General features: G+C 65.3%; 23 protein-coding genes and 1 pseudogene. 15 read left to right on the top strand and 9 right to left on the bottom strand.

The features are described from left to right. Positions 1-2,304, bottom strand: coding sequence for a methyl-accepting chemotaxis protein (locus Q0964_RS03545; protein ID WP_299263484.1), 2,304 nt, complete (start codon positions 2,302-2,304; stop codon positions 1-3). Between the two features lie 618 nt (positions 2,305-2,922). Then, positions 2,923-3,585: a glycerophosphodiester phosphodiesterase gene (locus Q0964_RS03540; protein ID WP_299263482.1), complete on the bottom strand. Its 663-nt coding sequence runs from the start codon at positions 3,583-3,585 to the stop codon at positions 2,923-2,925. 127 nt (positions 3,586-3,712) lie between these two features. Here Q0964_RS03540 and Q0964_RS03535 point away from each other — a divergent pair, with 127 nt between their 5' ends. Continuing rightward, entirely contained in the window at positions 3,713-4,420 is a 708-nt protein-coding gene (locus Q0964_RS03535; RefSeq protein ID WP_299263481.1) for an SDR family NAD(P)-dependent oxidoreductase, read from the top strand. A gap of 52 nt (positions 4,421-4,472) precedes the next feature. On the opposite strand, the gene Q0964_RS03530 is transcribed toward Q0964_RS03535, so the two are convergent. Beyond that, a complete protein-coding gene (locus Q0964_RS03530) occupies positions 4,473-4,751 on the bottom strand; it encodes a zinc ribbon domain-containing protein (RefSeq protein ID WP_299263480.1) in 279 nt (92 codons plus the stop codon). On the opposite strand from Q0964_RS03530, the gene Q0964_RS03525 reads away from it, so the two are divergent. The 8 genes from Q0964_RS03525 (at position 4,689) to Q0964_RS03490 (ending at position 14,083) form a co-directional block, all read left to right on the top strand. After that, entirely contained in the window at positions 4,689-4,988 is a 300-nt protein-coding gene (locus Q0964_RS03525; RefSeq protein ID WP_299263569.1) for a hypothetical protein, read from the top strand. The two genes, Q0964_RS03530 and Q0964_RS03525, sit on opposite strands and share 63 nt — an antisense overlap. A 13-nt stretch (positions 4,989-5,001) precedes the next feature. Further along, positions 5,002-6,963, top strand: coding sequence for an acetate--CoA ligase (acs, locus tag Q0964_RS03520; RefSeq protein ID WP_299263478.1), 1,962 nt, complete (start codon positions 5,002-5,004; stop codon positions 6,961-6,963). 124 nt (positions 6,964-7,087) lie between these two features. Continuing rightward, the gene (locus Q0964_RS03515) at positions 7,088-8,908 is read left to right on the top strand and encodes a bacterio-opsin activator domain-containing protein (protein ID WP_299263476.1); all 1,821 of its coding nucleotides are present in this window, start codon (positions 7,088-7,090) and stop codon (positions 8,906-8,908) included. Between the two features lie 243 nt (positions 8,909-9,151). Next, positions 9,152-11,131 (top strand): acetate--CoA ligase, encoded by a 1,980-nt coding sequence (gene acs / locus Q0964_RS03510; RefSeq protein ID WP_299263474.1) that lies wholly within the window; start codon positions 9,152-9,154, stop codon positions 11,129-11,131. Between the two features lie 79 nt (positions 11,132-11,210). Then, positions 11,211-11,681, top strand: a complete 471-nt coding sequence (locus Q0964_RS03505; RefSeq protein WP_299263472.1) for a DUF4212 domain-containing protein — start codon at positions 11,211-11,213, stop codon at positions 11,679-11,681. Then, the gene (locus Q0964_RS03500) at positions 11,678-13,315 is read left to right on the top strand and encodes a VC_2705 family sodium/solute symporter (protein WP_299263470.1); all 1,638 of its coding nucleotides are present in this window, start codon (positions 11,678-11,680) and stop codon (positions 13,313-13,315) included. The genes Q0964_RS03505 and Q0964_RS03500 overlap by 4 nt, the downstream gene beginning before the upstream one ends. 4 nt (positions 13,316-13,319) lie before the next feature. Then, complete coding sequence (locus Q0964_RS03495; RefSeq protein ID WP_299263465.1) at positions 13,320-13,802, top strand: universal stress protein; 483 nt, start codon at positions 13,320-13,322, stop codon at positions 13,800-13,802. 65 nt (positions 13,803-13,867) lie between these two features. Further along, a complete protein-coding gene (locus Q0964_RS03490; protein WP_299263460.1) occupies positions 13,868-14,083 on the top strand; it encodes a DUF8119 family protein in 216 nt (71 codons plus the stop codon). Between the two features lie 189 nt (positions 14,084-14,272). On the opposite strand, the gene Q0964_RS03485 is transcribed toward Q0964_RS03490, so the two are convergent. Next, a complete protein-coding gene (locus Q0964_RS03485) occupies positions 14,273-15,151 on the bottom strand; it encodes an isocitrate lyase/PEP mutase family protein (protein WP_299263458.1) in 879 nt (292 codons plus the stop codon). Positions 15,152-15,338: 187 nt separating this feature from the next. On the opposite strand from Q0964_RS03485, the gene Q0964_RS03480 reads away from it, so the two are divergent. Together Q0964_RS03480 and Q0964_RS03475 are read left to right on the top strand one after the other, a co-directional pair. Beyond that, a complete protein-coding gene (locus Q0964_RS03480; protein WP_299263456.1) occupies positions 15,339-16,889 on the top strand; it encodes an acyl-CoA carboxylase subunit beta in 1,551 nt (516 codons plus the stop codon). Next, on the top strand, positions 16,870-17,193 hold the full coding sequence (locus Q0964_RS03475; RefSeq protein ID WP_349254427.1) for a DUF8022 family protein: 324 nt from the start codon (positions 16,870-16,872) through the stop codon (positions 17,191-17,193). The genes Q0964_RS03480 and Q0964_RS03475 overlap by 20 nt, the downstream gene beginning before the upstream one ends. Before the next feature lies 1 nt (position 17,194). Here the strand turns inward: Q0964_RS03475 and Q0964_RS03470 are convergent, their stop codons facing one another. Both Q0964_RS03470 and Q0964_RS18425 read right to left on the bottom strand, forming a co-directional pair. Further along, positions 17,195-17,443: a hypothetical protein gene (locus Q0964_RS03470; RefSeq protein WP_299263454.1), complete on the bottom strand. Its 249-nt coding sequence runs from the start codon at positions 17,441-17,443 to the stop codon at positions 17,195-17,197. A gap of 73 nt (positions 17,444-17,516) precedes the next feature. Beyond that, a pseudogene (locus Q0964_RS18425) lies at positions 17,517-17,636 on the bottom strand (cupin domain-containing protein); the annotation flags it as partial. A gap of 317 nt (positions 17,637-17,953) precedes the next feature. Between Q0964_RS18425 and Q0964_RS03465 the strand changes: the two are divergent. After that, positions 17,954-19,807 carry an acetyl-CoA carboxylase biotin carboxylase subunit gene (locus tag Q0964_RS03465; RefSeq protein WP_299263452.1) on the top strand — a complete coding sequence of 618 codons (1,854 nt, stop codon included), beginning with the start codon at positions 17,954-17,956 and terminating at the stop codon, positions 19,805-19,807. 10 nt (positions 19,808-19,817) lie between these two features. On the opposite strand, the gene Q0964_RS03460 is transcribed toward Q0964_RS03465, so the two are convergent. Continuing rightward, positions 19,818-20,258: a MaoC/PaaZ C-terminal domain-containing protein gene (locus tag Q0964_RS03460; protein ID WP_299263450.1), complete on the bottom strand. Its 441-nt coding sequence runs from the start codon at positions 20,256-20,258 to the stop codon at positions 19,818-19,820. A gap of 102 nt (positions 20,259-20,360) precedes the next feature. Here Q0964_RS03460 and Q0964_RS03455 point away from each other — a divergent pair, with 102 nt between their 5' ends. Next, a complete protein-coding gene (locus Q0964_RS03455; protein ID WP_299263448.1) occupies positions 20,361-21,296 on the top strand; it encodes a biotin--[acetyl-CoA-carboxylase] ligase in 936 nt (311 codons plus the stop codon). Here the strand turns inward: Q0964_RS03455 and Q0964_RS03450 are convergent. Further along, entirely contained in the window at positions 21,293-21,766 is a 474-nt protein-coding gene (locus Q0964_RS03450) for a universal stress protein (RefSeq protein WP_299263446.1), read from the bottom strand. The two genes, Q0964_RS03455 and Q0964_RS03450, sit on opposite strands and share 4 nt — an antisense overlap. A 118-nt stretch (positions 21,767-21,884) precedes the next feature. Further along, positions 21,885-23,102, bottom strand: a complete 1,218-nt coding sequence (locus Q0964_RS03445) for an HD domain-containing protein (protein WP_299263444.1) — start codon at positions 23,100-23,102, stop codon at positions 21,885-21,887. 504 nt (positions 23,103-23,606) lie between these two features. Here Q0964_RS03445 and Q0964_RS18295 point away from each other — a divergent pair. Continuing rightward, positions 23,607-23,810, top strand: a complete 204-nt coding sequence (locus tag Q0964_RS18295; protein WP_157688186.1) for a hypothetical protein — start codon at positions 23,607-23,609, stop codon at positions 23,808-23,810. A 16-nt stretch (positions 23,811-23,826) separates the two neighbouring features. After that, positions 23,827-24,174, top strand: a 348-nt coding sequence (locus tag Q0964_RS03440) for a hypothetical protein (protein WP_299263442.1), incomplete at its 3' end; no start/stop codon positions are given.

The raw sequence follows: 24,174 nt of genomic DNA, 5'->3' as shown, positions 1-24,174 counted from the left end.
TTAGTCGTCAGTCGTCGCGCGGTTGTTCGAGCGTCCTGCAGCCGCATTGAGTGCTTCGGCCTCGAACCGAGAGAGGAGGTTCGACAGCTCCTGGGCTCGCGCCTGGAGCGCTTCCGCGTTCATCCCGACCTCGTCGATGGAGTCGGTCTGTTCGTCGGCCGCTTCGGCCACCGTGTTGGCCTCCGAGGAGGTTTGCTGGCTGATCGCCGTCAGATGGTCGATCGTTCCCATCACCTCCTGTGCAGTCCGTGCCTGTTCGGCCGTCGCGTCGTCGATCTCTTGGATACCCGTGTCGAGTTCCTCCGTGTACTCGACGATGGTTTCCAGCGCGTCGACGGCGTCTTCGACCGTCGCCACGCCGTCGGTAATCCGGTCCTGGGTCTGTTCCATCGTCTCGACGGTGTCGCCGGCCTGGCTCTGGACGCGGTCGATTCGTTGTTCGATATCGCTCGCGGCGTCTTTGGTCTCCTCGGCCAGCTGTTTGACCTCGTCCGCGACGACGGCGAACCCTTCACCCGCCTCACCGGCCCGGGCGGCCTCGATGGAGGCGTTGAGTGCCAGCATGTTCGTCTGCTCGACGATTTCGGTGATCACGCCCACGATGTCGCCGATCTCGGAGAGTTCGTCGTCGAGAGCGCTCATCTCCTCGACGGTACGGTCGGTCTCGGCTTCGATAGCACTCATACCCTGGATGGCTTCTCGTGCGGCCTCTCGTCCGGTCTCGCCGACCTCGGCGGCCTTCTGGGAGGTGTCTGCGACCTCCTGAGCCGAGGAGGCGACCTCTTCGGCCGTGGCCGAGAGGCTCTCCATCTCGCTGGCGGCGCCCTGTAGCGAGTCGGACTGTTCGCTCGCACCGTCGTAGATCTCCCCGATCGACTCCCGAACCTGCTGGCTAGCCGCTTCGACTGACGCGGCGCTCTCGTCGACCTCCCGACTCGACCGGAGGACGTTGTCGGCGAACGCCTGTGTGTTTGCGACGGTCGCCTCGATGTCGGTGATCGCCTTGTTGATCGCCACGCCGATGTCCGCCATCGCATCGTTTTCGGTGTCGGTGTCGGCCCGCGCGGTGAGGTCACCGTCCGCGACGGCCCCGAGAACGGCCCCGTACTCCTCGGCTTTCCGCTGGAGCTGAGCGTTCATACTCTGAGCGTCCTCGCGCTCGCGCTCGGCGTCCTGGCGAGCCTGCTCGGCCTCTTGTTTGGCCGTCTGTGCTTCCGCCGTCGCCGCCTCTGTCTCCCGAATCTTCGACCGGAGTGACTCGCGCATCCGGTCGAACGACTCGTAGAGCGTCCCGATCTCGTCGTTACGGACCGACTGCAGGTCCACGTCTAGGTTCCCGTCCGCCATCGTCTCGGCCCGGCCGGCCAGCCGACGCAGCGAGACGGCCGTCCCGCTCCCGATGGTCACCCCGACCAGTCCGAGGTTGATGACGGCGAGTAGAATCAGCCCGATCAGATCGGAGCTGATCTGATCGCCGAGCGCGTAGGCCTGTTCGGCCGGACTGTGGACCATCACGATCCAGTCCTGGCTGGACATACCGGCCATTCCCATCACGATCCGCTCGCCGTGCATCTCCCGCTCCATGAACTGCATCTCACCGCTCATACCGGTGTGTTCGCTCATGATCCTCGACGTGTTCGGATGGGCGACGTACCGGCCCTGCTCGTTGACGACGACGGTGGTTGTGTCTCCCTTTGCGTCCGAGAGAGTTTGGGTCCGGCCTGCCAGGTCAGTCATGTACACGAGTGCCCTGTCCTCCACACCTGGAACGGGCGTCACGACCGCCAGGATCGGGTGATCGACGATTGGAACCCTGAACGGTTCGGAGACGTACACGTCCGAGGCGCTCTCGAAGTTCGGTGGATCGTCGGCGAACGGCGCGCCCTGCTCGGCCGGGCTGACGCCGACGAACTGCTCGTTCGAACTCGCCTCGAAGGTCATACTCGACGTGTTCAGATAGTGAACGGCGACTACGTCCTGTGGGACCCGGTCGTCCGTGACCCGCGACTCGAGTGCGTTGTTGATCGCCGTCCGATCGCCGGTCTCGAACACCGGTAGTTCGCCGGTCGTGCGGGCGCTGTTTTTAACCGAGCTCATCCAAGTGTCGAGTTGCTGTGCGCGCGTTTCTCCGTTCGTCACTAGCTGTTCCTGAACGTCGTCCCGAAGAGTCTCCTGCGCCTGTGCGTTGATTACAGCCCCTGAAACGACCACTACGAAGATGGCGAGCGCCAGCGCGATTCCGAGTCGCCTCGCGTATCGCTCGCTGACGAAGGCCGGTAAAAGTGTGTCCCGATCCGCTGCCATTATCAAAGTAAGTGCTGTGCCAGTACTAAGCCTTCCTCCGTAGTTATCAGAACTGATGACTGACACGCCGGTACTGCGGTGGTTCGGCCCCGATGAACACGCCCGAGCGACGGGCGAGACCGGACACCGGCAAAACAGTCGTGCCGGGCGGTACCGACCTCACGACAAACCGAGACGTTCGATGCCAGAGGTCGGAGAAAACGCACCGTCGGAGAGCAGAGCCGCCGTTCCGGCGGGACTCGAGGGCCCGGCAACAGTGCCGGATTTCGGCGGTTTTAATCCTGCTGGACGGAGACGACCCGGAATTGTGACTCGCGGCTGCCTGGCCACTGAGGCTCGTGGCGGTCACCGGTTCGGCCGACGTCGTCCGGCATACTCAGGTCGTGTTCGTCAGCACGACCGCGACGGGGCTGATGACCGCGATAGTAAATCCCCGACAGAGCGTGGCAGGCCTCCGAAACGTTTGTTCGGTTTCGGTGAGCGATAGTTTCATATACTTTTCGTCGTTTTTGCCACGGATTTCTGTGCCACCCCCACCATCCCCCACCTCTTTCTGAACTCGATACGCGCAGTGACGGTTGCTCTCGTTCTGTGCGTTCACTACACAGTCGTCGCGTTTCAGTCGCCACAGACGGCCGGTCGGTCGACGATGACGCCGTCGACGCCGACCTGTGCGAGCGCGTCGGCGTCGTGTCGTGACGGCACCGTCCAGGCGTTGACGTCCAGCCCTGCCTCGTGGGCGCGGTCGACGAATTCGTCGACACAGAGCTGCCAGTGAAGGTGGATGGCTTCACATCCCACGTCTCGAGCCACGTTGAGTATCCCCGCCTCGTCACCTGCCGCGGCGAGAAGCGCGAACCGGTCCGCACCTGCCTGGTCGGCGGCCTCGAGGACGTCAGTCGAAAACGCCGAGACGGCGGCCTCGATTCCCGCGTCGTCGGCAGCGTCGAGCGCGTCTGCCGCGACGCCTGGTTCTTTGAGGTCGAAGACGAGTTCCACACCGTCGGTCGTCGCGTCGAGGAGCGACACGAGCGTCGGGACACCCTCGCCCGAATCGAGTACGTCGAGAGCGGCCAGTTCGTCGGCTCGCAGGTCGTCGACACGGCCCGTGGCGTCGGTGACCCGTTCGACGGTCTCGTCGTGAATCACGACGAGGTCGCCCGAACCACACCGACGCACGTCGATCTCGATTACGTCGGCGTGTTCGGCCGCGGACCGGACAGCCGTAATCGTGTTCTCCGGGTAGGTCTCGGCGAACCCCCTGTGGGCAATACAGCGCACGGAGCCCAATGGGGGCGGCACGAAAAAAGCGCTTTCCCTGTTTCCAGAAGCGCCACCCGCCCGCCTCGAACCGGTAGCCCCGTCGTCCACTGGTGGTTTTTTGCCTCTCGGGACGGTACCCCGTTGCATGACAGTTGAGTTCGACTTCGACGGCGAGACCGCCCTGGTGACGGGTGCGGGGGGTGCGCTCGGCAGTGCAGTAATCGAAGCCTTCCACGGGGCCGGCGCGGACGTCTGTGGTGCCGACATCGTCGGCCCGGACAGCGAAGACTTTCTGGCCGACCCCGACCCGGTCTGTCACCACCAGGCCGACTTCAGTGCGGAGGCCGAGGTGGCCGAGACAATCGAGACCGTCGTCGATGAGAACGGCGGCCTCGACTACCTCTGTAACGTCGCGGGCACCTGGCGGGGCGGAACTCCCATCGAGGAGACCGACGTCGACGAATTCGATTTCCTGTTCGACGTGAACCTGAAGACGATGTTTCTGGCCTCGAAACACACGCTCCCGCATCTGCAGGACTCCGGCGGTGCCATCGTCTCGGTCGCCTCTCGCTCCTCGCTGGAGGGTGGCGAGGGCGACGGCATCTACCGCGCCAGCAAAGCCGGCGTGCGCCTGTTGACAGAGACCGTCGCCGAAGAGAACCGCGGGACCGTCCGAGCCAACGCGGTGCTGCCGAGTGTTATCGACACGCCGATGAACCGTGAGATGATGCCGGACGCCGACTACGATCAGTGGGCCGACCCAGCGGACATCGCCCAGACGGTCCTGGCACTGTGTTCGGAGGCAACGAGCGTGACAAGCGGCGCAGCGGTACCAGTGTACGGCGAGGTGTAGCAGGTCAACCGCCTCGGGGTCAAGCCCCGAGGCTTGTCAGTGGACTCCCGTTCTAACCGAGTAATTCGGCAGGTGTGTACTCACCATTCACGTTCAACGCCCCTGAGTTGAGGGCCAGTTGACTGGTGGCCCATCCACCGCGAGACTTCTGCCCGCGATGGATATACCCGCAATATCGGTTGGCAATGTTCTTCGCCGCGTTGTAATCTGCATTTGCCTCGTACCCACAGTCCTGACACGCGAACGCTTTGTCCTCACGGTTATCCTCGTGAGTGAACGCCGGAACGGAACGACACTCGAAGACGTCGCGCTTGGGTTCGGTGCGGTACACTGGCCACAGTCGTCGGCAAAGTCGACGCCCCAGGAAGCGGTCGCCGACGGCGTAGAGGTGCGCGCTGACCTCGCCGTGGGCCGGCCGCTTGCGAGAGACGTCACCTCGAACGGACTCGATAGGCGGCCCGTGGTGTCTTCGACACTCGCTCACGGGGCGGCCGTGGAACGAAACAACCGCCCGGCGGTGGCTCACTGGCGGCCAGAAGTGCCAACGTTTATTCACACCAGCACGTAGTTTCGACTGACGAATGCCCTCTGAGGATTCGGCCGAGCGGTCGGCACGTACGGCTGTCGGGGAGGCCGTCGACCCCCCGCCGTTGTTCGTCGAGCAGGCCAACGTCTCCGAGCCAGGCGTCTACGACACGTTCGCGGAGCACTGGCCGGCGTGCTGGGACCGGGCCGGGGACATGCTTTCGTGGGCCGAGCCTTACGACGAGGTTCTCTGCGGGGCGGGGCCACCGTTCCGCTGGTTCGACGGCGGGACGCTGAACGCGTCGTACAACTGTCTGGACCGCCACGTGGAGAACGGCCGGAAGAATCAGGTCGCACTGACTTGGGAGGGACGACTCGGCGAGTCCCGGACCTACTCGTACCTGGAGTTACACCGGGAGGTTAACGAGTTCGCGGCCGCGCTCCGAGACATCGGCGTCGAGGAAGACGACGTGGTGACGCTGTATCTGCCGATGATTCCGGAACTGCCGGTGGCGATGCTGGCGTGTGCCCGCATCGGCGCGCCGCACTCGGTCGTCTTCGCGGGCTTCTCCGCGGACGCGCTCGCCGCGCGGATGGACGACGCCGACTCGGAGTATCTCGTCACCTGTGACGGCTACTACCGCCGGGGCGCGCCGGTCCACCAGAAGAGCAAAGCCGACAACGCGGCTATCGACCTCGAACAGGACGTCACGACCGTCGTCGTCGACCGTCTTGGACAGGAAACACCGCTGGCCGAGGGGGAACACGACTACGAGGAACTGGTGGCGACCCACCGCGGGGAGACGGTCGAACCCGTCGCCCGAGACGCGACCGACCAGTTGTTTCTCATCTACACTTCCGGCACGACCGGGGAACCGACAGGGGTGCGTCACACGACCGGGGGGTACCTAGCCCACGTCGCCTGGACCGCCCACGCCGTGCTGGATATCAAACCAACAGACACCTACTGGTGTTCGGCCGACATTGGCTGGATTACTGGTCACAGCTACACCGTCTACGGGCCGCTTGCCCTCGGGACCACGACGATGCTCTACGAGGGCACCCCCGACCACCCCGAGAAAGACCGGGTGTGGGAACTGATCGAGCGCAACGCCGTCGACGTGTTCTATACCGCACCCACCGCAATTCGTGCGTTCATGAAGTGGGGGGAGAAACACCCCGAGCGCCACGACCTGTCGAGTCTGCGGCTGCTCGGTACTGTGGGGGAGCCAATCAACCCTCGCGCGTGGAACTGGTACCGTGACCACATCGGAGACGGCGAGTGCCCGGTGGTCGACACCTGGTGGCAGACCGAAACCGGGGGGGTGATGGTCTCGACGCTCCCCGGCGTCGACCGGATGAAACCCGGCGCGGCTGGCCGCCCGCTCCCGGGAATCGGCGCCGAAGTCGTCGACGGCGGGGGCGAACCGGTCGAGGCCGGCGAATCCGGCTACCTCGTTCTCACCGACCCTTGGCCGGGGATGCCGCTGTCGATGGTCGAGGACGAGGACTGGTTCGCGGCGCGCGAACCGTCACAACCGGCGCTCGACGGCTACGACTGGGCGTACTTCACCGAGGACGGCGCGACCGTCGACGAGGACGGGTACGTGACGTTGCTCGGCCGGGTCGACGACGTGCTCAACGTCTCGGGCCACCGCTTCGGCACCATGGAGATCGAGAGCGCCATCGCTGACGTGGCCGGCGTCGCCGAAGCCGCCGTCGTCTCCGGCCCCCACGACCTGAAAGGCGAGGCCGTCTACGCCTACATCAGTCCTGCGGAGGAGCAGGCGGACGCCGCGCTCCGCCGACACGTCGACGACGCCGTCGAGTCGGCTATCGGCCCCGTCGCCGTCCCCGACGAAGTCGTGTTCACACCCGCCCTGCCGAAAACCCGCTCCGGGAAGGTGATGCGCCGCCTGCTGGAGTCGGTCGCACACGACGAAGACCTCGGGAACATCAGCGCACTCCGCAACCCGGAGGTCGTCGGTGAACTCGAATCCGCCCTCGACGACGGCTGACGTTTCGGGAACAACAAGATCGACGAAACGGTTGAACCGAGATTCGCGCGGCAGATTCGAACCTCTCCACAGATCGCATCCCGGCGCAAGGTTAATGTTTCGCGTTTCCAAAGAACGACGAAATATGTGTGCCACGGAGACCGACGCCGGAATGACGGTGACGGCCTCGTCGTACCGTCGACTCCGGCGGGCGACCGAGACGTTCCGCGCGGAGTTGGTCGTCCGGTTGGCCGGTGAGGTCGGCCTCCGACCGGCGGAAATCGCCCGCCTGCGACCCGGCGACGTGGGCACGTACGACCGCGCCGGGACCGATCACTACTTTCTCACGGTGGCCGGCGAGGACGGCGGGACGGCCAGGCGGGCGTACCTCCTACCGGACGTGGAACACGACGTGCGACAGTTCGCCCGCGTCAAAGACGTGGACGACGGGGAGCGACTCGTGCCGGTGTCGCCACGGCGGGTGCAGATGCTCGTCGCGGAGACGGGCGAACGTGCGGCCGACCGGACCGGTGACGAGCGGTTTCGCGCCGTCTCCTCGCGGACGCTCCGCCGGTTTTTCGCCCGGCGACTGCTCGCCGAGGAGGGCGTCGACCCGCACGTCGTTGCGACCGTCGGTGGCTGGCGGAGCATCGAGAGCCTCGAGCGGTTCCTGCCCGAATTAAACAGGGCGGACCTGGCGGCGGCGTTCGAGCGGACCTCGCTCGTGGCTGGCGCGGACGGGCCGACCGCCGGTGGGGCGACCGTCGGGTCCCGATTCGACGCCACCTTCGAGCGAATCCGGGCCGCCGCCGACGCGCTCTCGGCCGCGTCGACGCGTGGCGAGGTCGAGCGCCGTGTCTGCCAGCGCCTCGTGGACGGCGAACCCTACGCCGTAGCGTGGATCGGCCAGCACCGCGGTGCGTCGGTATGCGTCACAGCGCAGGCCGGAGTTGGCGCGGCCGAACTCGGCGGACTGTCGCCCAACCGCGGCGCCACTGGGGAGGCACTGACGAGAGACGAGGTCCGGACGACCGACGACGTCCAGTCGGACTCGGCCTTCGCCGCCTGGCGCGACCACGCCGACGCGACCGGCTACCAGGCGGCGGCGGTCGTCCCGGTCGGCGACGGCGAACCGAACGACGGCGTCCTCGGTATCGGAACGACCGCGCCCGTGACCGACCGCGAGCGCGCGCTCCTGTCTGACCTGGGTCTGCGGATCGGCCAAGCTATCACCGTCGTCGAACAGCGCAAACTCCTGGTGGCCGACACCGTCGTCGAACTGACCTTCGAGAGCGGCGACCGGGACTCGTTTTTCGCCGGGCTGTCGGCCGAACACGACTGTGCCGTGACTCTCGACGGGGTCGTCCCCGGCGAAGCGGGCACACTGGTCTACTTCGTGACGCTCTCGGACGCCAGTGCCGAGCAGGTCCTCTCCTGGGTGACAGACCGCACCGCGGTCGACGACGCACGACTCGTGCGTGACTACGGCGAGGAGTCGTTGCTAGAACTGACCGTGTCCGGTCACGACGTCGCGACGACGCTCGTCGAACACGGTGCGACGGTCGGGGAGATGGAGGCCACAAGCGGGACAGAGCGGGTCGTCGGCCAGGTGTCGGCCGAAACCGACGTGCGACGGCTGGTCACGACGGTGACCGAGGCCTTCCCGGAGACAAAATTGGTCACGAAACGCGAACGCGACCGACCGCCCGAGACACCGACGGCGTTTCGCGCGTCGTTGCGCGACTCGCTCACGGAGAAACAGTCGGCCGTCCTCCAGGCTGCCTTCCACGCCGGTTACTTCGAGTGGCCCCGCGGCAGCACTGCCGAAGAACTGGCAGACGCTATCGGAATCACCTCGCCCACTCTCCACAACCACCTCCGGCGCGCACAGCAGAAGCTTCTCACCGCTTTCCTCACCGACGAGCAGCGACCGGGCGACCCTGGGTCACCCTGGGCAGAGGACTAATCCCCACCGGGTACACGGCCGTTGCTAACTGTTTAGTGAAACACCGCTATCGCCGAAAGCAGTCTTATCAGCGCCTGAGACGGACGAAAATCTAAAACTCTGGGACAGTTTACCCCGCTCGATGAACGCGACTGTCGTTCGTTATTGTTGTCGGCTGACGAATCGGCGCTGGACGGTCCGTCACGTGTTGGGATAATTAGAACCGTTGCTTTAGAATGCTGTCGTGAATGTTGATGATGGATTATGTCCGAGGAATCTGAGGGTGAACTCGAAGCGCGGTTACCGGAGGGAGAGAGTTTCGAGCCGCCCGAGTCGTTCGTCGAGCAGGCGAACGTCACCGACGAATCCATCTACGAGGAGTTCGAGGAGAACTGGCCCGACTGCTGGGAGCGGGCCGCAGATCTGCTGGACTGGGAGGCATCGTACGATCAGGTACTCGAGGACGGCGATGCCCCGTTCTACGAGTGGTTCGCAGACGGGACGCTGAACGCGTCGTACAACTGTCTCGACCGCCACGTCGAGGACGGCCGCGGCGACGAAGCCGCCATCGAGTGGGTCGGTGAACCGACCGACGAGACGCGTACCTACACCTACCAGGAGCTGCTGGACGAAGTTCAGGAGTTCGCGGCCGCGTTACGGGCCCTCGGCGTCGAGGAAGACGACGTGGTGACGCTGTACATGCCGATGATTCCGGAGCTACCGGTGGCGATGCTAGCGTGTGCCCGCATCGGCGCGCCGCACTCGGTCGTCTTCGCGGGCTTCTCCGCGGATGCACTCGCCACGCGAATGAACTCCGCCGACTCGGAGTATCTCGTCACCTGTGACGGCTACTACCGCCGAGGCGACCCGCTGAACCACAAGGACAAGGCCGACGATGGCCTCGGAAGCGTCGATCACGGCGTCGAGACGGTCGTCGTCGACCGGCTCGGCGACGAACTCGAACACGACCTCGGCGACAGACAGCGCGGTTACGACGAGTTGGTCGGTGAGCACGCGGGCGCGACGGTCGACCCGGTCACCCGCGACGCCGAGGACATGCTGTTTCTGATGTACACGTCGGGAACGACTGGCAAACCGAAGGGCGTGAAACACACGACCGGTGGGTATCTGTCCTACGTCGCCTGGACGTCCCACGCGGTGCTGGACGTCAAGCCCGAGGACACCTACTGGTGTTCGGCCGACATCGGCTGGATCACGGGCCACAGCTACATCGTCTACGGGCCGCTCGCGCTGGGCACCTCGACGGTGATGTACGAGGGGACGCCGGACTACCCCGAGAAAGACCGGCTCTGGGAGATCGTCGACGACTACGACGTGACCCAGCTCTACACCGCCCCCACCGCGATCCGGGCGTTCATGAAGTGGGGTGAGGACTACCCCGCTCGACACGACCTGTCGAGTCTGCGCCTGCTCGGCACCGTGGGAGAGCCGATCAATCCGCGCGCGTGGAAGTGGTACTACAAACACATCGGCGACGAGTCCTGCCCGGTCGTCGACACCTGGTGGCAGACCGAGACCGGCGGCATGATGATTACGACGCTTCCGGGCGTCGGCGACATGAAGCCCGGTTCGGCCGGGCCGCCCCTGCCAGGAGTCAGCGCCAACGTCGTGGACACGAACGGGGACGACGTCGAACCCGGCAAAGCGGGCTACCTCACCGTCGACAAGCCGTGGCCTGGTATGTTGCGGACCCTGTATCACAACGACGACCGATTCATCGACGAGTACTGGGAGGAGTACTCCGACGAGGCGGCCGGCGAGTGGGTCTACTTCCCCGAGGACGGCGCGAAGATCGACGACGACGGCTACATTACGGTGCTCGGCCGCGTCGACGACGTCATCAACGTCTCGGGCCACCGACTCGGCACGATGGAGTTGGAGAGCGCCATCGTCGGCGTCGAGGGCGTCGCCGAGGCCGCGGTCGTCGGCGGCGACCACGATATCAAAGGCGAGGCGGTCTACGCGTACGCCATTACAGAGGACGGCTACGAGGGTGACGACGACCTCCGCGAGCGAGTCGTCGAAGGCGTCGAGGACGCCATCGGCCCCATCGCTCGGCCCGAGGCGGTCATCTTCTCGCCCGAACTCCCGAAGACACGCTCGGGCAAAATCATGCGTCGTCTGCTGGAAGATATCGCCAACGGCGACGAACTCGGGAACACGAGCACGCTCCGTAATCCCGAAGTCGTCGACGATATCGCCGGGAAAGTCAGCGACGACTGAGAACTCCGGCGCTATCCACTCCACCCACACACGACACCACCGACACGAGCTACTGAAGACACCACCATACCACCGAAATATGACAGAGAAAGACACGCACAATTCGACGGACAGGGCGGCGGCCGGAGACGACGACGCTCCGGTGGCCGAGACAGACGGCGGCACGGTGACGCAGGCCGCGCAGGCCCACCGCCAGACCGATTACCTCGACAGCGAAGTCAACCTCCTCAAACCCAGCACGAGGTTCATGCGGGACCACCTGAAACTGGTCTGGGGAAGCTTCATTGCCTGGGTCCTCACTACGTGGGGTCCGGTCACTGCGACCTTCCTCGCCCCGGAGATGATGACCTCGTTCTCGATTCTGGGCTTCCCGGCACACTACTTCATGGTCGGCTTTCTCGCCCCGACCAGTTCGCTGGTTCTGGCGGCCATCTACGCCAACCGGCGTGACAAACTCGACGAGAAGTACGGCATCAACACGGCGACCGTGACGGAAGCACCGAGCGGGGCCGACGAAGCAACGGCGACCGACGGCGGGGTGCAAGAATGATTCTGCCGCTTCAGGCGGAGGCGCTCAACATTTCGTTCAAGCCGCTCGGCGCGGCTATCGTCTTCCTGATGATGGCCTCGTTCCTGGCTATCGGGTACCTCTTCAAAGTCGCCGATACCGAAGGAATGTGGGTCGCTGGACGCGGCATCGGCTACATCGAGAACGGGATGGCGATCGGTGCCAACTGGATGTCGGCCGCGTCGTACCTCGGCCTGGCCGGTCTGATCGCGCTGTCGGGATTCTACGGGTTGGCGTTCGTCGTCGGCTGGACGACGGGCTACTTCGTCCTGCTCATCTTCCTGGCCGCGCAGATGCGCCGGTTCGGGAAGTACACCGCACCCGACTTCGTCGGGGACCGGTTCAACTCCTCGACCGCCCGCGCCATCGCTGCGTTCACGACTCTACTCATCGCGTACGTCTACTCCGTCGGGCAGGCCAGCGGGATGGGGCTGGTCGGTCAGTACGTGTTCGGCCTCGAGTTCGTCCCGATGGTTATCCTAATGATGTCGATTACGGTCGGCTACCTCGCGCTCTCGGGGATGCTCGGCGCGACGAAGGGGATGGCCGTTCAGTACGTGATTCTCATCGTCGCGTTCCTGGTGGGTGTCTTCGCAGTGGGCTGGTACCACCAGGGGATGATCCTGCCCCAGATTCAGTACGGTGCGATGATCAGCGACCTGTCGACACAGTTCTCGGAGCCGTTCGCCAACGCTCCGTTCTACGTCTGGGTCGGAACCGCGTTCTCGCTCGTGTTCGGGACCTGCGGGCTCCCGCACGTCCTGGTGCGGTTCTACACGGTTCAGAACGAGCGGACCGCCCGCTGGTCGACCGTCTCCGGACTGTTCTTCATCATGCTCCTCTACTGGTCGGCCCCCGCGATGGCCGCGCTCGGCGTCGACCTGTTCTCGTCCGTCAACAACATCTCGCCCGATGCCGTCTTCGCCGGTGTCGAGGCCGGCGGGATGTCGGGCGCCGAGGGTGACGTCATCGTCGTGCTGGCCGCGCAGTTCGCCAACCTGCCTCAGTGGCTCGTCGGCTTCGTCGCGGCCGGTGCGATGGCCGCAGCGATTGCGACCACGGCCGGCCTCTTCATCACGGCCTCCTCGGCCGTCGCACACGACATCTACACCGAGCTGATCAACCCTGACGCGACCCAGCGCCAGCAGATTCTGCTCGGTCGGGCGACCATCGTCGGAATGGGCGCGTTAGTGACGCTCACCGCACTCGACCCGCCGGCGCTGATCGGCGAACTCGTCGCGCTCGCGTTCTCGCTCGCGGCGCTCGTGTTGTTCCCGATGTTCTTCCTCGGTCTCTGGTGGGAGAACACGAACCGACAGGGCGCACTCGCCGGGATGACGACCGGCCTGACTATCTGGATTCTCGCCGTCGTCAACGACCTCATCTTCCCGTTCAGCGAGGTGTACGGCGAGTTCGTGCCCGCTATCGGTGCGGCCCTGCCCGGGACACCGCTCGTGTTCGCCGTCACCATCGTCGTCTCCCTGGCGACCACCGAACCGCCGGCGAAGACCAAGAAGATGGTCCGGCAGTGTCACAGCCCGAAGCCGATGCGCCAGCAAGAGACCGCCGAAGACGTCGTGAGCGCCGACGGGGGCCAGACCCCCGCGGACGACTGACACAATGTACGACGACATTCTCGTTCCCACAGACGGGAGCAAGACAGCGCGGTATGCGGTCGACCAGGCGGTCGACGTCGCCTCGAAGTACGACGCGACGGTCCACGTCCTCTACGTCGTGGACGTGGACGCGACCAGTTACTCGCTGGGGACCGAACAGGTCGAACGGCTCAGGCAGGGCAACCTCGAAGACGCGCCCGAAATCAAGAAATCAGCCGACGAGGCGACGGGGTACGTCGCCGACGCCGCCGCAGAACACGGCCTGCCTGTCGAGGAGCACATGCGTATCGGCGAGCCCGCCCGCGCCATCCGGAAGTTCGTCGAGGACAGCGACATCGACCTCGTGGTCATGGGGAGCCACGGCCGGTCCGGGCTCTCGCGGGTCATCCTCGGGAGCGTCACCGAGAAGGTCCTGCGCCGGACCCGGCTCCCGGTCCTCGTCGTGGACGTCCACGGCGACGACGAAGACGAAGCACAAGCGGAATAGCCACACCACCCCTTACCACCGAGCATGACACAGCTGCACACGCCCTCGCTCCGAGGTGACCGGTCGTGAGTATCGTCGATTCCATCCGCGACCACGTCCGCGAACACCGCTCCGGGATGGTCTCGGACCTGTTGTTCGCTCTGGCGTGGGTGACGCTGGTCGAGGTGTTCTTCACCGTCGTCGACGGCCCACAGTGGGCCTACTACCTGTTCATGCTCGCCGGTATCGTCGCCTACTTCGGCTTCTTCTGGTCGCTCGAACGCGCCCGGGAAGCTCGGTGAGAGAGGGTCAGGCCTGCGGCACGGCCAGCACCGGCGCGCCCGCGGCGACTTTGCTCCTGTCCGTCGGCACGAGTCCCGTCTCGTACATACGAGAGCGGATTCTCCACGAACCGGTTTCATTCGAGAGTTCGGGTCCCGGATGTTGGGACCTCGCTCGGGAACAGCGCGTCCGTCGGCGCCAGTCGTGACTCACTCTTCGGGCGCGTACCGCCGCTCTAGCTCCCGGTACCCGTCGGCGTCGACCACCTCCTCGAACGCCTCGAATGAGACACCGTCGACGGATTCGGTCGTGCCCGCCTCGGCCAGCGTCTCGTAGGCGTCCTGCATCGCCCGTGTGGCCGCGAACAGCGCCGACAGCGGATAGACGGCGATGTCGAAGCCGATTTCGTCCAGCTCGTCCGCCGAGAGTTCCGGTGTCTTCCCGCCGTCGACCACGTTCGCGAACGTGGGTGCGTCGATTTCACCGGCCACGCGTTCCAACTCCGCCCGCGATTCGGGTGCCTCGACGAAGACCACGTCCGCACCGGCGTCGGCGTAGGCCCGACCGCGCTCGATGGCGTCGTCCAGTCCGTGGACCGCGCGAGCGTCGGTGCGGCCGACGATCACGAGGTCCTCGTCGCGCTCCTCGCGAACGTCGGCGGCGGCGCGAATCCGCTGGACCCCTTCCGCGGCCGGGACGACGCGTTTCTCGTCCATGTGGCCGCACCGCTTGGGCCACGCCTGGTCTTCGAGAATGATCCCTGCGACGCCGGCGTCGAGACACTCACCGACCGTTCGCCGGACGTTCACGGCCGACCCGTAGCCCGTGTCCGCGTCCGCGACCAGTGGCACGTCGACGCTGCCGGCGATCCGGTCGATCCGGTCGACGTTCTCGGCCATCGACAGCATCCCGAGGTCCGGGAGCCCCAGCGTCGAGGCGGCGATGCCGAACCCCGAGGTGAAGACGGCCTCGAACCCGGCCCGCTCCGCCAGGCGTGCCGAGAGGGCGTCGTGAACGCCCGGCAACGCCACGATTCCCTCGCCGTCGAGCACCGCCCGAAACTGCCCGGCTCGCAACTGCCCTGTCATAACTCGGCTCAGGGCACCCGCCGGCCTAAGCGTTCCTGTCGCTCGGCCTCCCTGCTCGCGGGTCGTTTCACTCCCCGCTCGCTATCACGAAGGCTCTCCTCTCAGTCGAGCCTCCCTACTCCGGAAAACATTTTTTACCCCGCTTCGTGTTCACTGTCAGAATGGACGACCGGGGACGTGATACGCGATGACGATAGAGGACCGCGTCGAAGAACTTCGTGAACGCAAACGCGAAGCTGAACTCGGCGGTGGGGAAGACCGCATCGAGGCCCAGCACGACCGCGGAAAAATGACCGCACGCGAACGCGTCGATCACTTCCTCGACGAGGGCTCGTTCAACGAGGTCGACACCCTCCGGGAACACCGCTCGACGAACTTCGAGATGGACGAGCGGGAGATGCCCGGCGACGGGGTCGTCACCGGCTACGGCGAGGTCGACGGCCGCAAGGTGTTCGTCTTCGCTCACGACTTTACCCAGATGGGCGGCTCGCTCGGTGAGGCCTTCGCACAGAAGGTGTGTAAGATTATGGACAAGGCCATCGAGACCGGCTGTCCGATAATCGGCCTCAACGACTCGGCCGGTGCGCGCATCCAGGAAGGCATCGACTCGCTGGCCGGGTACGCCGACATCTTCCACCGCAACCAGCTCGCGTCTGGTGTCGTCCCCCAGATTTCGGCGATCATGGGTCCCTGTGCGGGCGGCGCGGTGTACTCACCGGCCATCACGGACTTCATCCTGATGGTCCAGGACACCAGCCACATGTTCATTACGGGGCCGGACGTGATCGAGACGGTCACCGGTGAGGAAGTGGGCTTCGAGGAACTCGGCGGGGCACAGACCCACGCCACGGAGTCAGGGGTGTCACAGTTCACCGCCGCCGCCGAGGAGGAAGCGCTGGACGATATCGCCTATCTGCTATCCTTCCTCCCACAGAACAACGTCGAAGACCCACCCCGTGTCGAGCCGTGGGACGACCCGGAACGGGAACCCGACGATCTGATGGACATCGTCCCAGACCAGCCACAGAAGCCCTACGACATGCGCGACGTCGTCGCCCGAATCGTCGACGAAGGTTCCTTTTTCGAGGTGGCCGAGATGTTCGCGCGCAACCTCACTGTCGGGTTCGCCCGGATGGACGGGCATTCGGTGGGAGTCGTCGGGAACAACCCACACGTCAACGCGGGGACGCTGAATATCGACGCCTCGGTCAAGGGCGCACGCTTCGTCCGGTTCTGTGACGCGTTCAACATCCCACTCCTCACGTTCGTGGACGTCCCCGGGTTCATGCCCGGCACCGACCAGGAACACGACGGCATCATCAAACACGGTGCGAAGCTCCTCTACGCGTACTCGGAAGCGACCGTACCCCTGCTGACGGTAATCACCCGGAAGGCCTACGGCGGGGCCTACGACGTGATGGCCTCGAAGCACATCGAGGCGGACATGAACTACGCCTGGCCGACCGCCGAAATCGCCGTGATGGGACCGAAAGGTGCGGTGAACGTCCTCTACGACGACGAACTCGAGAGTGCAGCGGACGTAGAGGCCCGCCGGCAGCAGCTCATCGACGAGTACCGCGACGCTTTCGCCAATCCGTATACGGCGGCCGAACGCGGCTTCGTCGACGACGTACTGGAACCGCAGGACACGCGCGCCCGACTCATCACCGACCTGGAGATGATCCGGGGGAAACGAAAGAACACGCCCGACCGCAAACATGGCAACATCCCGCTCTGAGATGGCCGACGAGAACGCCCCGGCACAGGCCGAAAAAAAGAGGCTGCTCGCCGCGGTAGAGGCGGCGCTGGCCGACGACGCCGACGCCGACGAAGCGGCCGCCGTCGCCGCCGCCATCGGCGCGCACATGCGGGACCAGGAACTCGCGGCGGCCGCCGCCGACGGTGACAGCAGTCCAAACTGGGCCGACGGCAAGTGGACGTTCGCCAGCAAAGTGGCACGCAAGCGACGGCGCTCCGTCCGCGTTCCGACCGAGGCCCCGGACGACCCCTGGACGGCGGCGGGTCGCACGGATCGAATGTGAATCAGCCCCCGCGCTGTGCGTAGTCGACCGTCCGGTAACAGAGATACAGCACGGCGTTGAGGAGGCCCGTGAGCGCGAAGACGCCGCCGAGCACCCAGAAGACGCGGCCGAAAACGCCGAGTTCGGTGAGGCCGAACGCGAAAAGAAGGGAGACGAGCCCCCAGACCAGCAGGATTGCGGCGATACGCGCGCCTTCCTCGACGTACGTCGAGACCGACCGTGCCGGCGGAACGGCAGAGTTGTTCGTCACGCGACGACGGTTCCGACGGGAGTAACAAAAGTCGCCCGGAGACCCGAACGACCAGTGTGGCATACACACTCACCGTCTCGTCGCTCTCGTTCTCGTCGTGGTGGTAGTCACCGGGAGCGAAGCGGACCACCTCGCCGGCCGCGACCGCCTGTGCCCCCTCGTCGGTGTCGAACGTCACGGCCCCCTCCAGCACGTAAAAATCCCCTCCTGGTCGAGGTGTGTGGGGTAGCCACCTCGGGGGCCTCGCCCGGGGCCAGCGTGATGTGGTCCACTGCCACGTCGGTCGTGCCCGGCGCGTCCGCCAGCGTTTGTGCGCCGTCGGTCGCGTCCAAGGGGTGCGAGAACGTGCACAGTTCCTCGATAATAACGTATTCCATATCGACAGGATTCACCTGCCCCGAGAAACCGCTTTCGGGCTCGCGTGTTGGGTCGTTTATACAGACCGACCAACGCCGGTTTTCCTTTGCCGCGTGCGCATACCTTTATAAGCCGACCTCCGGTACAGATGGTATGTTCGACACGGTGCTGGTCGCGAACCGGGGAGAGATTGCGGTCCGGGTGATGCGTGCCTGTGAGGAACTGGGTATAGAGACGGTGGCCGTCTACAGCGAGGCGGACAAGCACTCGGGACACGTGCGGTACGCGGACGAGGCGTACAACGTGGGCCCGGCCCGTGCGGCCGACTCGTACCTCGACCACGAGGCGATTATCGAGGCCGCACGGAATGCTGACGCCGACGCCATCCACCCCGGCTACGGCTTCCTCGCGGAGAACGCGGAGTTCGCCCGCAAGGTCGAAGCCACGGAGGACGTCGTCTGGGTTGGTCCCACCGGCGACGCGATGGAACGACTTGGCGAGAAGACAAAGGCTCGTAACGTGATGAGCGACGCCGACGTGCCCATTATTCCCGGGACCGACCCGATCGAGGAACCCGATGCCGTCCGAGAGTTCGCCGAGGAACACGGCTACCCCATCGCGATCAAGGCCGAGGGTGGTGGTGGCGGCCGCGGCATGAAAATCGTCCGCGAGGAAAGCGAAATCGACGAGCAACTCGAGAGCGCCAAACGCGAGGGCGAGGCGTACTTCGACAACGATTCGGTCTTTCTGGAGCGGTATCTGGAGGACCCGCGCCACATCGAGGTCCAGATCATCGCCGACCACCACGGGAACGTCCGGCATCTGGGCGAGCGGGACTGCTCGCTCCAGCGCCGGCACCAGAAGGTCATCGAGGAGGGCCCCAGTCCCGCCCTCGACGACGAACTGCGCGAGCAGATCGGCGAGGCGGCACGCCGGGGCGTCGACGCCGCGGACTACTACAACGCCGGGACCGTCGAGTTCCTCGTCGAGGAGGACCCTGACCGCGACCCCGACGACGTGCTGGGTGTGGACGCGGACTTCTATTTCCTCGAAGTGAACACGCGTATCCAGGTCGAACACACGGTCACGGAGGAGATAACGGACATCGACATCGTGAAACATCAGCTGAGAGTCGCGGCGGGCGAGCAACTCGATTTCGCGCAGGACGACGTGGAGGTCGAGGGCCACGCCATGGAGTTCCGCATCAACGCCGAAAACGCCGCCGAGGACTTCGCGCCGGCGACGGGCGGCACGCTCGACGTGTACGACCCGCCGGGCGGGATCGGCGTTCGGATGGACGACGCGCTCCGGCAGGGCGACGACTTGGTGACCGACTACGACTCGATGATCGCGAAACTAATCGTCTACGGGTCGGACCGCGAGGAGTGTATCACCCGCTCACAACGAGCTCTCGGGGAGTACGACGTCGAGGGTATCCCGACAATCATCCCGTTCCACCGGCTGATGCTCACCGACGAGGCGTTCGTGAACGGCAAACATCACACGAAGTATCTCGACGAGGAACTCGACCCCGAGCGTATTGACGAGGCCCAGGAACGGTGGGGGACCGACGACGGCGGCAGCGACACCGAGGACGAGGAGGTCGTCGAACGGGAGTTCACCGTCGAGGTCAACGGCAAGCGGTTCAGTGTCAACCTCGAAGAACGGGGTGCACCGCCAATTCCGAACAGCACCGGCAACGGTGGCGGCGGGACCCAACCGCAGCGCCCCTCCGGCGGATCGGGTGGCGGCGGTAGCGGCAGCGGTGGCGGTGGACAATCCGCAACGGCCGAGGGCCAGCAGGTCACCGCCGAAATGCAGGGGACCATCCTGGAGGTCGACATCGCCGAGGGCGACGAGGTAGCCACCGGCGACGTGATCTGCGTGCTGGAAGCGATGAAGATGGAAAACGACATCGTCGCGCCCGCTGGCGGCACGGTCGAGCAGGTCGCCATCGCAGAGGGCGAGAGCGTCGACATGGGCGACCTGCTGGTCGTGATCGACTGAACGGCTGCCCTCAGTCGCCGCGCTGCCGGACGACTAGGTCGGTCACCATCGTCATTGCGGGTTCGTCGTCGACGTGCGCTGAGAGCTTGTAGTCGGCGTAGCCGTGGTCGTCAGTGTGGTCCGGGACCGTCTTCTCGAGCAGTTCGCCCTTCACGACGAGCGTGTCCCCCGGTCGGACCGGCCGGTGGAACTCGACGCGCTGGATGTAGCGGGCACCACGGTTGGCCACGTCGGATAGCCAGCCGTCGACCCAGTGGCGCATGGCGACCGCGATCGTGTGAAGACCGCTAGCGATGAGGCCGCCGTGGACCGAGTCGGCCGCAGCCTCCGCGTCGACGTGAAACCGCTGGGGGTCCCACTGTTCTGCGAACGCGACGATTTCCGCCTCGGTGAGTGCCCGCTCACCGAAAGTGTCCGATTCGCCGACCGAGAGGTTCTGGAAGTAACGCATGGCTAGGATTGTGCTCCAGCGCGTATAAATCCGGCCGGACCGGTCGAACACGAATGGCGACGCTCGCCGAACACTTACTATCCGTGGGGTGAAGATGCAGGTATGCAGGACACGCGCCACCGCGTTCTCGACGCCATCGCCGACGGGCCAGTGTCGGGACCGGCACTCGCCGACCGACTCGACGTGTCACGCGCCGCGGTCTGGAAACACATCGAGGCGCTCCGCGAGGCAGGCTTCTCGATCGACGGTGGTGGCGACGGCTACGAACTCGTCTCGACCCCCGATTTCGGCGGCGAAGCCGTCGCATTCGGGCTCGACGCGCCGTTCGACGTGGCGTACCACGACACGATTCAGAGTACCAACGACCGTGCCCGCGAACTCGCCGCCGAGGGCCGCGAGGACGTGGTCGTGCTGGCCGACGAACAGACCGGTGGTCGCGGGCGACTGGATCGCGAGTGGGCTGCCCCCGCCGGCGGCATCTGGCTCTCGATTCTTCTGCGGCCGACAGTGCCGCCCGCAGACGCGCCCGCGTTCACGCTCGCGGCCGCCGTGGCGACCACCCGTGCGGCCCGCGAGGCCGGTGTCGACGCGGCGATCAAATGGCCCAACGACGTGCTGGTCCCGGACGGCGACGGAGACCAGCGGAAACTCACAGGCATCCTCACGGAGATGGAGGGCGAGGCGGACCGGGTCGCGTGGATCGTCGTCGGCATCGGAATCAACGCCAACGTCGACGCCGCCGACCTCGTCGCGGACGCGACCAGCCTCCGCGAGGAGGGCGGGGACGTGAACCGGCGAGTGTTCACCCAGCGCGTACTGGAGGAGTTCCACGACCTGCGGTCGGAGCTGGATGCCGTGGTGCCGGCCTGGCGGGACCTAGCGGACACGCTGGGCCGACGAGTTCGGGTCGACACGCCTGGTGGCGAAATCGTCGGCGAAGCGGTGGACGTCGAGTTCCCTGGAACGCTCGTTGTCGAAACCGACGACGGGACCGTCCGTGTAAACGCGGGCGACTGCGAACACCTCCGGCCAGCTTAGGCGTTCACCTCGGGCTCTCGCTCCCGCTTGGCGGTGGGTCGTCTTTCGATGCGGAGCGTTATTACCGGAACGGTCGAGCACCGGACGACGCGCTCCGCGACGCTCCCGAGCAGGAGACGGTCGATGCCACCCCGTCCGTGTGTTCCCATCACGATCAGGTCACAGTCGGCTTCGGACGCGTGCTCGACGATAGTCGTGTTCGGTTTGCCCTCCGTGACTTTGCGTTCGACCGGAGCACGGTCACCGACGACGCGCTCGACCCCGTCCAACGCCGCCGCCCCCTCCTCGTACAGCAACTCCGAGACTCCCTCCCAGCCGGTCTCCATCGGCAGACTGGAGAAACTCCCCGCGTCGACGACGTACAACGCGTGGATTGGGGCGTCGTCCCGGGCCGCCAGCGCCGCCGCGTGGTCGATACCGTCCTCCATCTCCGCCGACCCGTCCGCCGGGAGGAGAATTCGATTGTACATTGTTATCTAGTCACAAACTTCGCTGTCGGGCGGTTTAACCGCAACTGAGAAGCGGCCGGGGTCACCTCGTCGGTCCGTTGTTTCGAGGACGGCCCGGCGCACGTTGTCGAAACTCGGCTCAAAAGTCGTCGAGCGTGGTGTGAACGCCGGGGCGCGTGTCGCTGACGAGCGAGCCGTCGATATCGAGGCCGAGAACGCGGCTGGCGGCGTGGCCTACGCGTTCGGTGACGTCCTCGGGGGCGTAGACGCCGAGTCGCCACTGGTCTTTCTGGACCGCGCGGAGCGCACCGACGAGTGTCGACTGGTCGCCCAGGGGACGAACCTCGCCGTTGACGACGACGCGGCTTGTCGTCTCTTCGATTTCGGGACGGCCGGGCACGTCGAGGATCACGTCCGTGGGTTCGACCTCGGCGTCGGTGGCGATGTCGCGCTCGGCCTCGACCGTCTCCGTGTGAGAGCGTTCGAGCAGGTCCGCCGACACGTCGCCCATCTCCGCCCAGACCGCCCGCTTGAGCAGGTCGCGTTCCGTGAGTCGGCGAGCGGTCTCGGCGGTGGCGTCACACCGACGCAGGCCGACGAGCAGGTCGTGGTCGTCCATCCGGCGCATCTCCTCGGCGGTCGTGTCGGTCTCGTCCAGCAGGCGCTCGGCACCACGCCGGAGCATCGACTTTGCGATCCGTGCGGTGTGGTGGCTGTACACCGTCGGCGTCATCAGCGCACGGGCGACCAGCAGGCTCTCGGCGGTCTGGACGTTCCCCTCCGCGAGGACGAGTTCGCCGTCGACGAATGAGAGTTCCCGAACCAGTCGCTCGTGGTCGATGGTGCCGTAGGGAACGCCCGTGTGGTGGGCGTCGCGGACGAGATAGTCCATCCGGTCCACGTCGAGTTCGCCCGAGACGAGTTGGCCGAATTTGCCGTCCCCCGCCACGAGGTCGGCCACGGCGTCGGGGTCGAGGTCGTGTTCCGCGAGGACCGCTGCGACCGCGCCCGACTCGAGCAGTTCGTGGACGTCGTCGTGCCACTTTCCGGTGTGGCGGTGGACGACCGACTCGACGTTGTGGCTGAACGGTGCGTGGCCCACGTCGTGCAACAGGGCGGCGGCGCGTACCCGCTCTGCCTGCTGGCCCTCGACGTTGAGCTGCGCCAGTGCCTCGTCAGCGAGGTGATAGACGCCGAGGCTGTGTTCGAAGCGCGTGTGGTTCGCGGAGGGATAGACCAGCGTGACGGTGCCGAGTTGACGGACCTGCCGGAGCCGCTGGACCGGCGGCGTATCGAGCAGGTCCATCGCGACCCCACGCACCTCGACGTGGTCGTGAACGCTATCCTTGATGTCCATTGTGCCTGAGTTGGAGCCGCCGGCACTTTACTCCCCTTCACCAGCGGGCCGAAGCCGCCCGTTTCAATACGGGTGCTGTCCCGTGAGCGGACCTAAACCGTTACGTGGTCGCTCTGTGTTCGCTCGCCACCATGGTGGCCCTGGCGGGATGTGGCGGCCCGGTGGCACCGGGACGCCGACACAGTCCCCGGCGGCTGTGTCGAACGTGACCGACAGCCGCCCGTACGACGTGCCGCTGAACGGGACCGTCGTGACCGAGGGCCACCGGGCCGCCATTGAGGACATGGGGCGATTCCGCTATCGACAGTCCACGACCGTCCGAGTGGTCCTGTCCGACGTGTTCCTCCAGTATCGGTCTTGTCGAACCCCTCAGCAGGTGATAGTAACGGTGTGGCGAATACAGAAGGTGGATTCAACGGAGAGAGACACCGATAGTAGCACTTCGGCCGATGAAACAGCGGCCAGGTATTTTTGAGTATGACCAGCGAAGCACGATACTGAGTCATGCGCGAGCGACCCTGTCCGGATTGTGATGTCCAGATGGAACAGACGAACGTAACCGCTGAGGGCGTCGGTGACCTGTACATCGAAACTGAGAGAGACGGCGGTATCCTCGACCGCCTCGGCGTCGGGTATCAAACTCCACTTTCTGCCTGTCTTTGTCCGGAGTGTGGGCTCACTCGACTCTATGCGGACCTCTCTGAGTAGTCAGGGGCGAAGACGTATGCCTTCTATCGAGTCGTTCCCGACGAAACGCGGTACAGTACGGTTCACTGAGGAGTACGTGTACTTCGAGGAGTCCTTTTTGGGGTATGCTAAATCACTCTACCGAGACTATTGCCAGCGCGGAACGTGGTGGTCTAATACTGCCCTTGTCGCCTACGCGCTTGCGCTTCCAATCGGCGTCTGGTGGGTACTCAGCACGGTCCGCGATGGTAACTTCCTCCACATCGCTGCCGTTGGTGGATCGATGCTCGTGCTCCGGGTAGTGAATTTCGCACGCGGGTTCCGATCGCCGGACCAAATTCGACTTGATACAATCGAGCAGGTCTCTGCAACAGATGGTATAAAA

It is taken from the genome of Halorientalis sp. (assembly GCF_028275115.1).
In the GTDB taxonomy this organism is placed as follows: domain Archaea; phylum Halobacteriota; class Halobacteria; order Halobacteriales; family Haloarculaceae; genus Halorientalis.
The sequence above is the reverse complement of the archived record's forward strand: the minus strand, read 5'-3'. Positions and strand labels throughout refer to the sequence as shown.

Bases quoted from the DNA above. Each gene is read 5' to 3' on its own strand.
- Q0964_RS03545 (WP_299263484.1), bottom strand. From the start codon at position 2,304: ATGGCAGCGGATCGGGACACACTTTTACCGGCCTTCGTCAGCGAGCGA.
- Q0964_RS03535 (WP_299263481.1), top strand. From the start codon at position 3,713: ATGACAGTTGAGTTCGACTTCGACGGCGAGACCGCCCTGGTGACGGGT.
- acs (WP_299263478.1), top strand. From the start codon at position 5,002: ATGCCCTCTGAGGATTCGGCCGAGCGGTCGGCACGTACGGCTGTCGGG.
- Q0964_RS03515 (WP_299263476.1), top strand. From the start codon at position 7,088: ATGTGTGCCACGGAGACCGACGCCGGAATGACGGTGACGGCCTCGTCG.
- acs (WP_299263474.1), top strand. From the start codon at position 9,152: ATGTCCGAGGAATCTGAGGGTGAACTCGAAGCGCGGTTACCGGAGGGA.
- Q0964_RS03505 (WP_299263472.1), top strand. From the start codon at position 11,211: ATGACAGAGAAAGACACGCACAATTCGACGGACAGGGCGGCGGCCGGA.
- Q0964_RS03500 (WP_299263470.1), top strand. From the start codon at position 11,678: ATGATTCTGCCGCTTCAGGCGGAGGCGCTCAACATTTCGTTCAAGCCG.
- Q0964_RS03495 (WP_299263465.1), top strand. From the start codon at position 13,320: ATGTACGACGACATTCTCGTTCCCACAGACGGGAGCAAGACAGCGCGG.
- Q0964_RS03485 (WP_299263458.1), bottom strand. From the start codon at position 15,151: ATGACAGGGCAGTTGCGAGCCGGGCAGTTTCGGGCGGTGCTCGACGGC.
- Q0964_RS03480 (WP_299263456.1), top strand. From the start codon at position 15,339: ATGACGATAGAGGACCGCGTCGAAGAACTTCGTGAACGCAAACGCGAA.
- Q0964_RS03475 (WP_349254427.1), top strand. From the start codon at position 16,870: ATGGCAACATCCCGCTCTGAGATGGCCGACGAGAACGCCCCGGCACAG.
- Q0964_RS03465 (WP_299263452.1), top strand. From the start codon at position 17,954: ATGTTCGACACGGTGCTGGTCGCGAACCGGGGAGAGATTGCGGTCCGG.
- Q0964_RS03460 (WP_299263450.1), bottom strand. From the start codon at position 20,258: ATGCGTTACTTCCAGAACCTCTCGGTCGGCGAATCGGACACTTTCGGT.
- Q0964_RS03455 (WP_299263448.1), top strand. From the start codon at position 20,361: ATGCAGGACACGCGCCACCGCGTTCTCGACGCCATCGCCGACGGGCCA.
- Q0964_RS03450 (WP_299263446.1), bottom strand. From the start codon at position 21,766: ATGTACAATCGAATTCTCCTCCCGGCGGACGGGTCGGCGGAGATGGAG.
- Q0964_RS03445 (WP_299263444.1), bottom strand. From the start codon at position 23,102: ATGGACATCAAGGATAGCGTTCACGACCACGTCGAGGTGCGTGGGGTC.
- Q0964_RS18295 (WP_157688186.1), top strand. From the start codon at position 23,607: ATGCGCGAGCGACCCTGTCCGGATTGTGATGTCCAGATGGAACAGACG.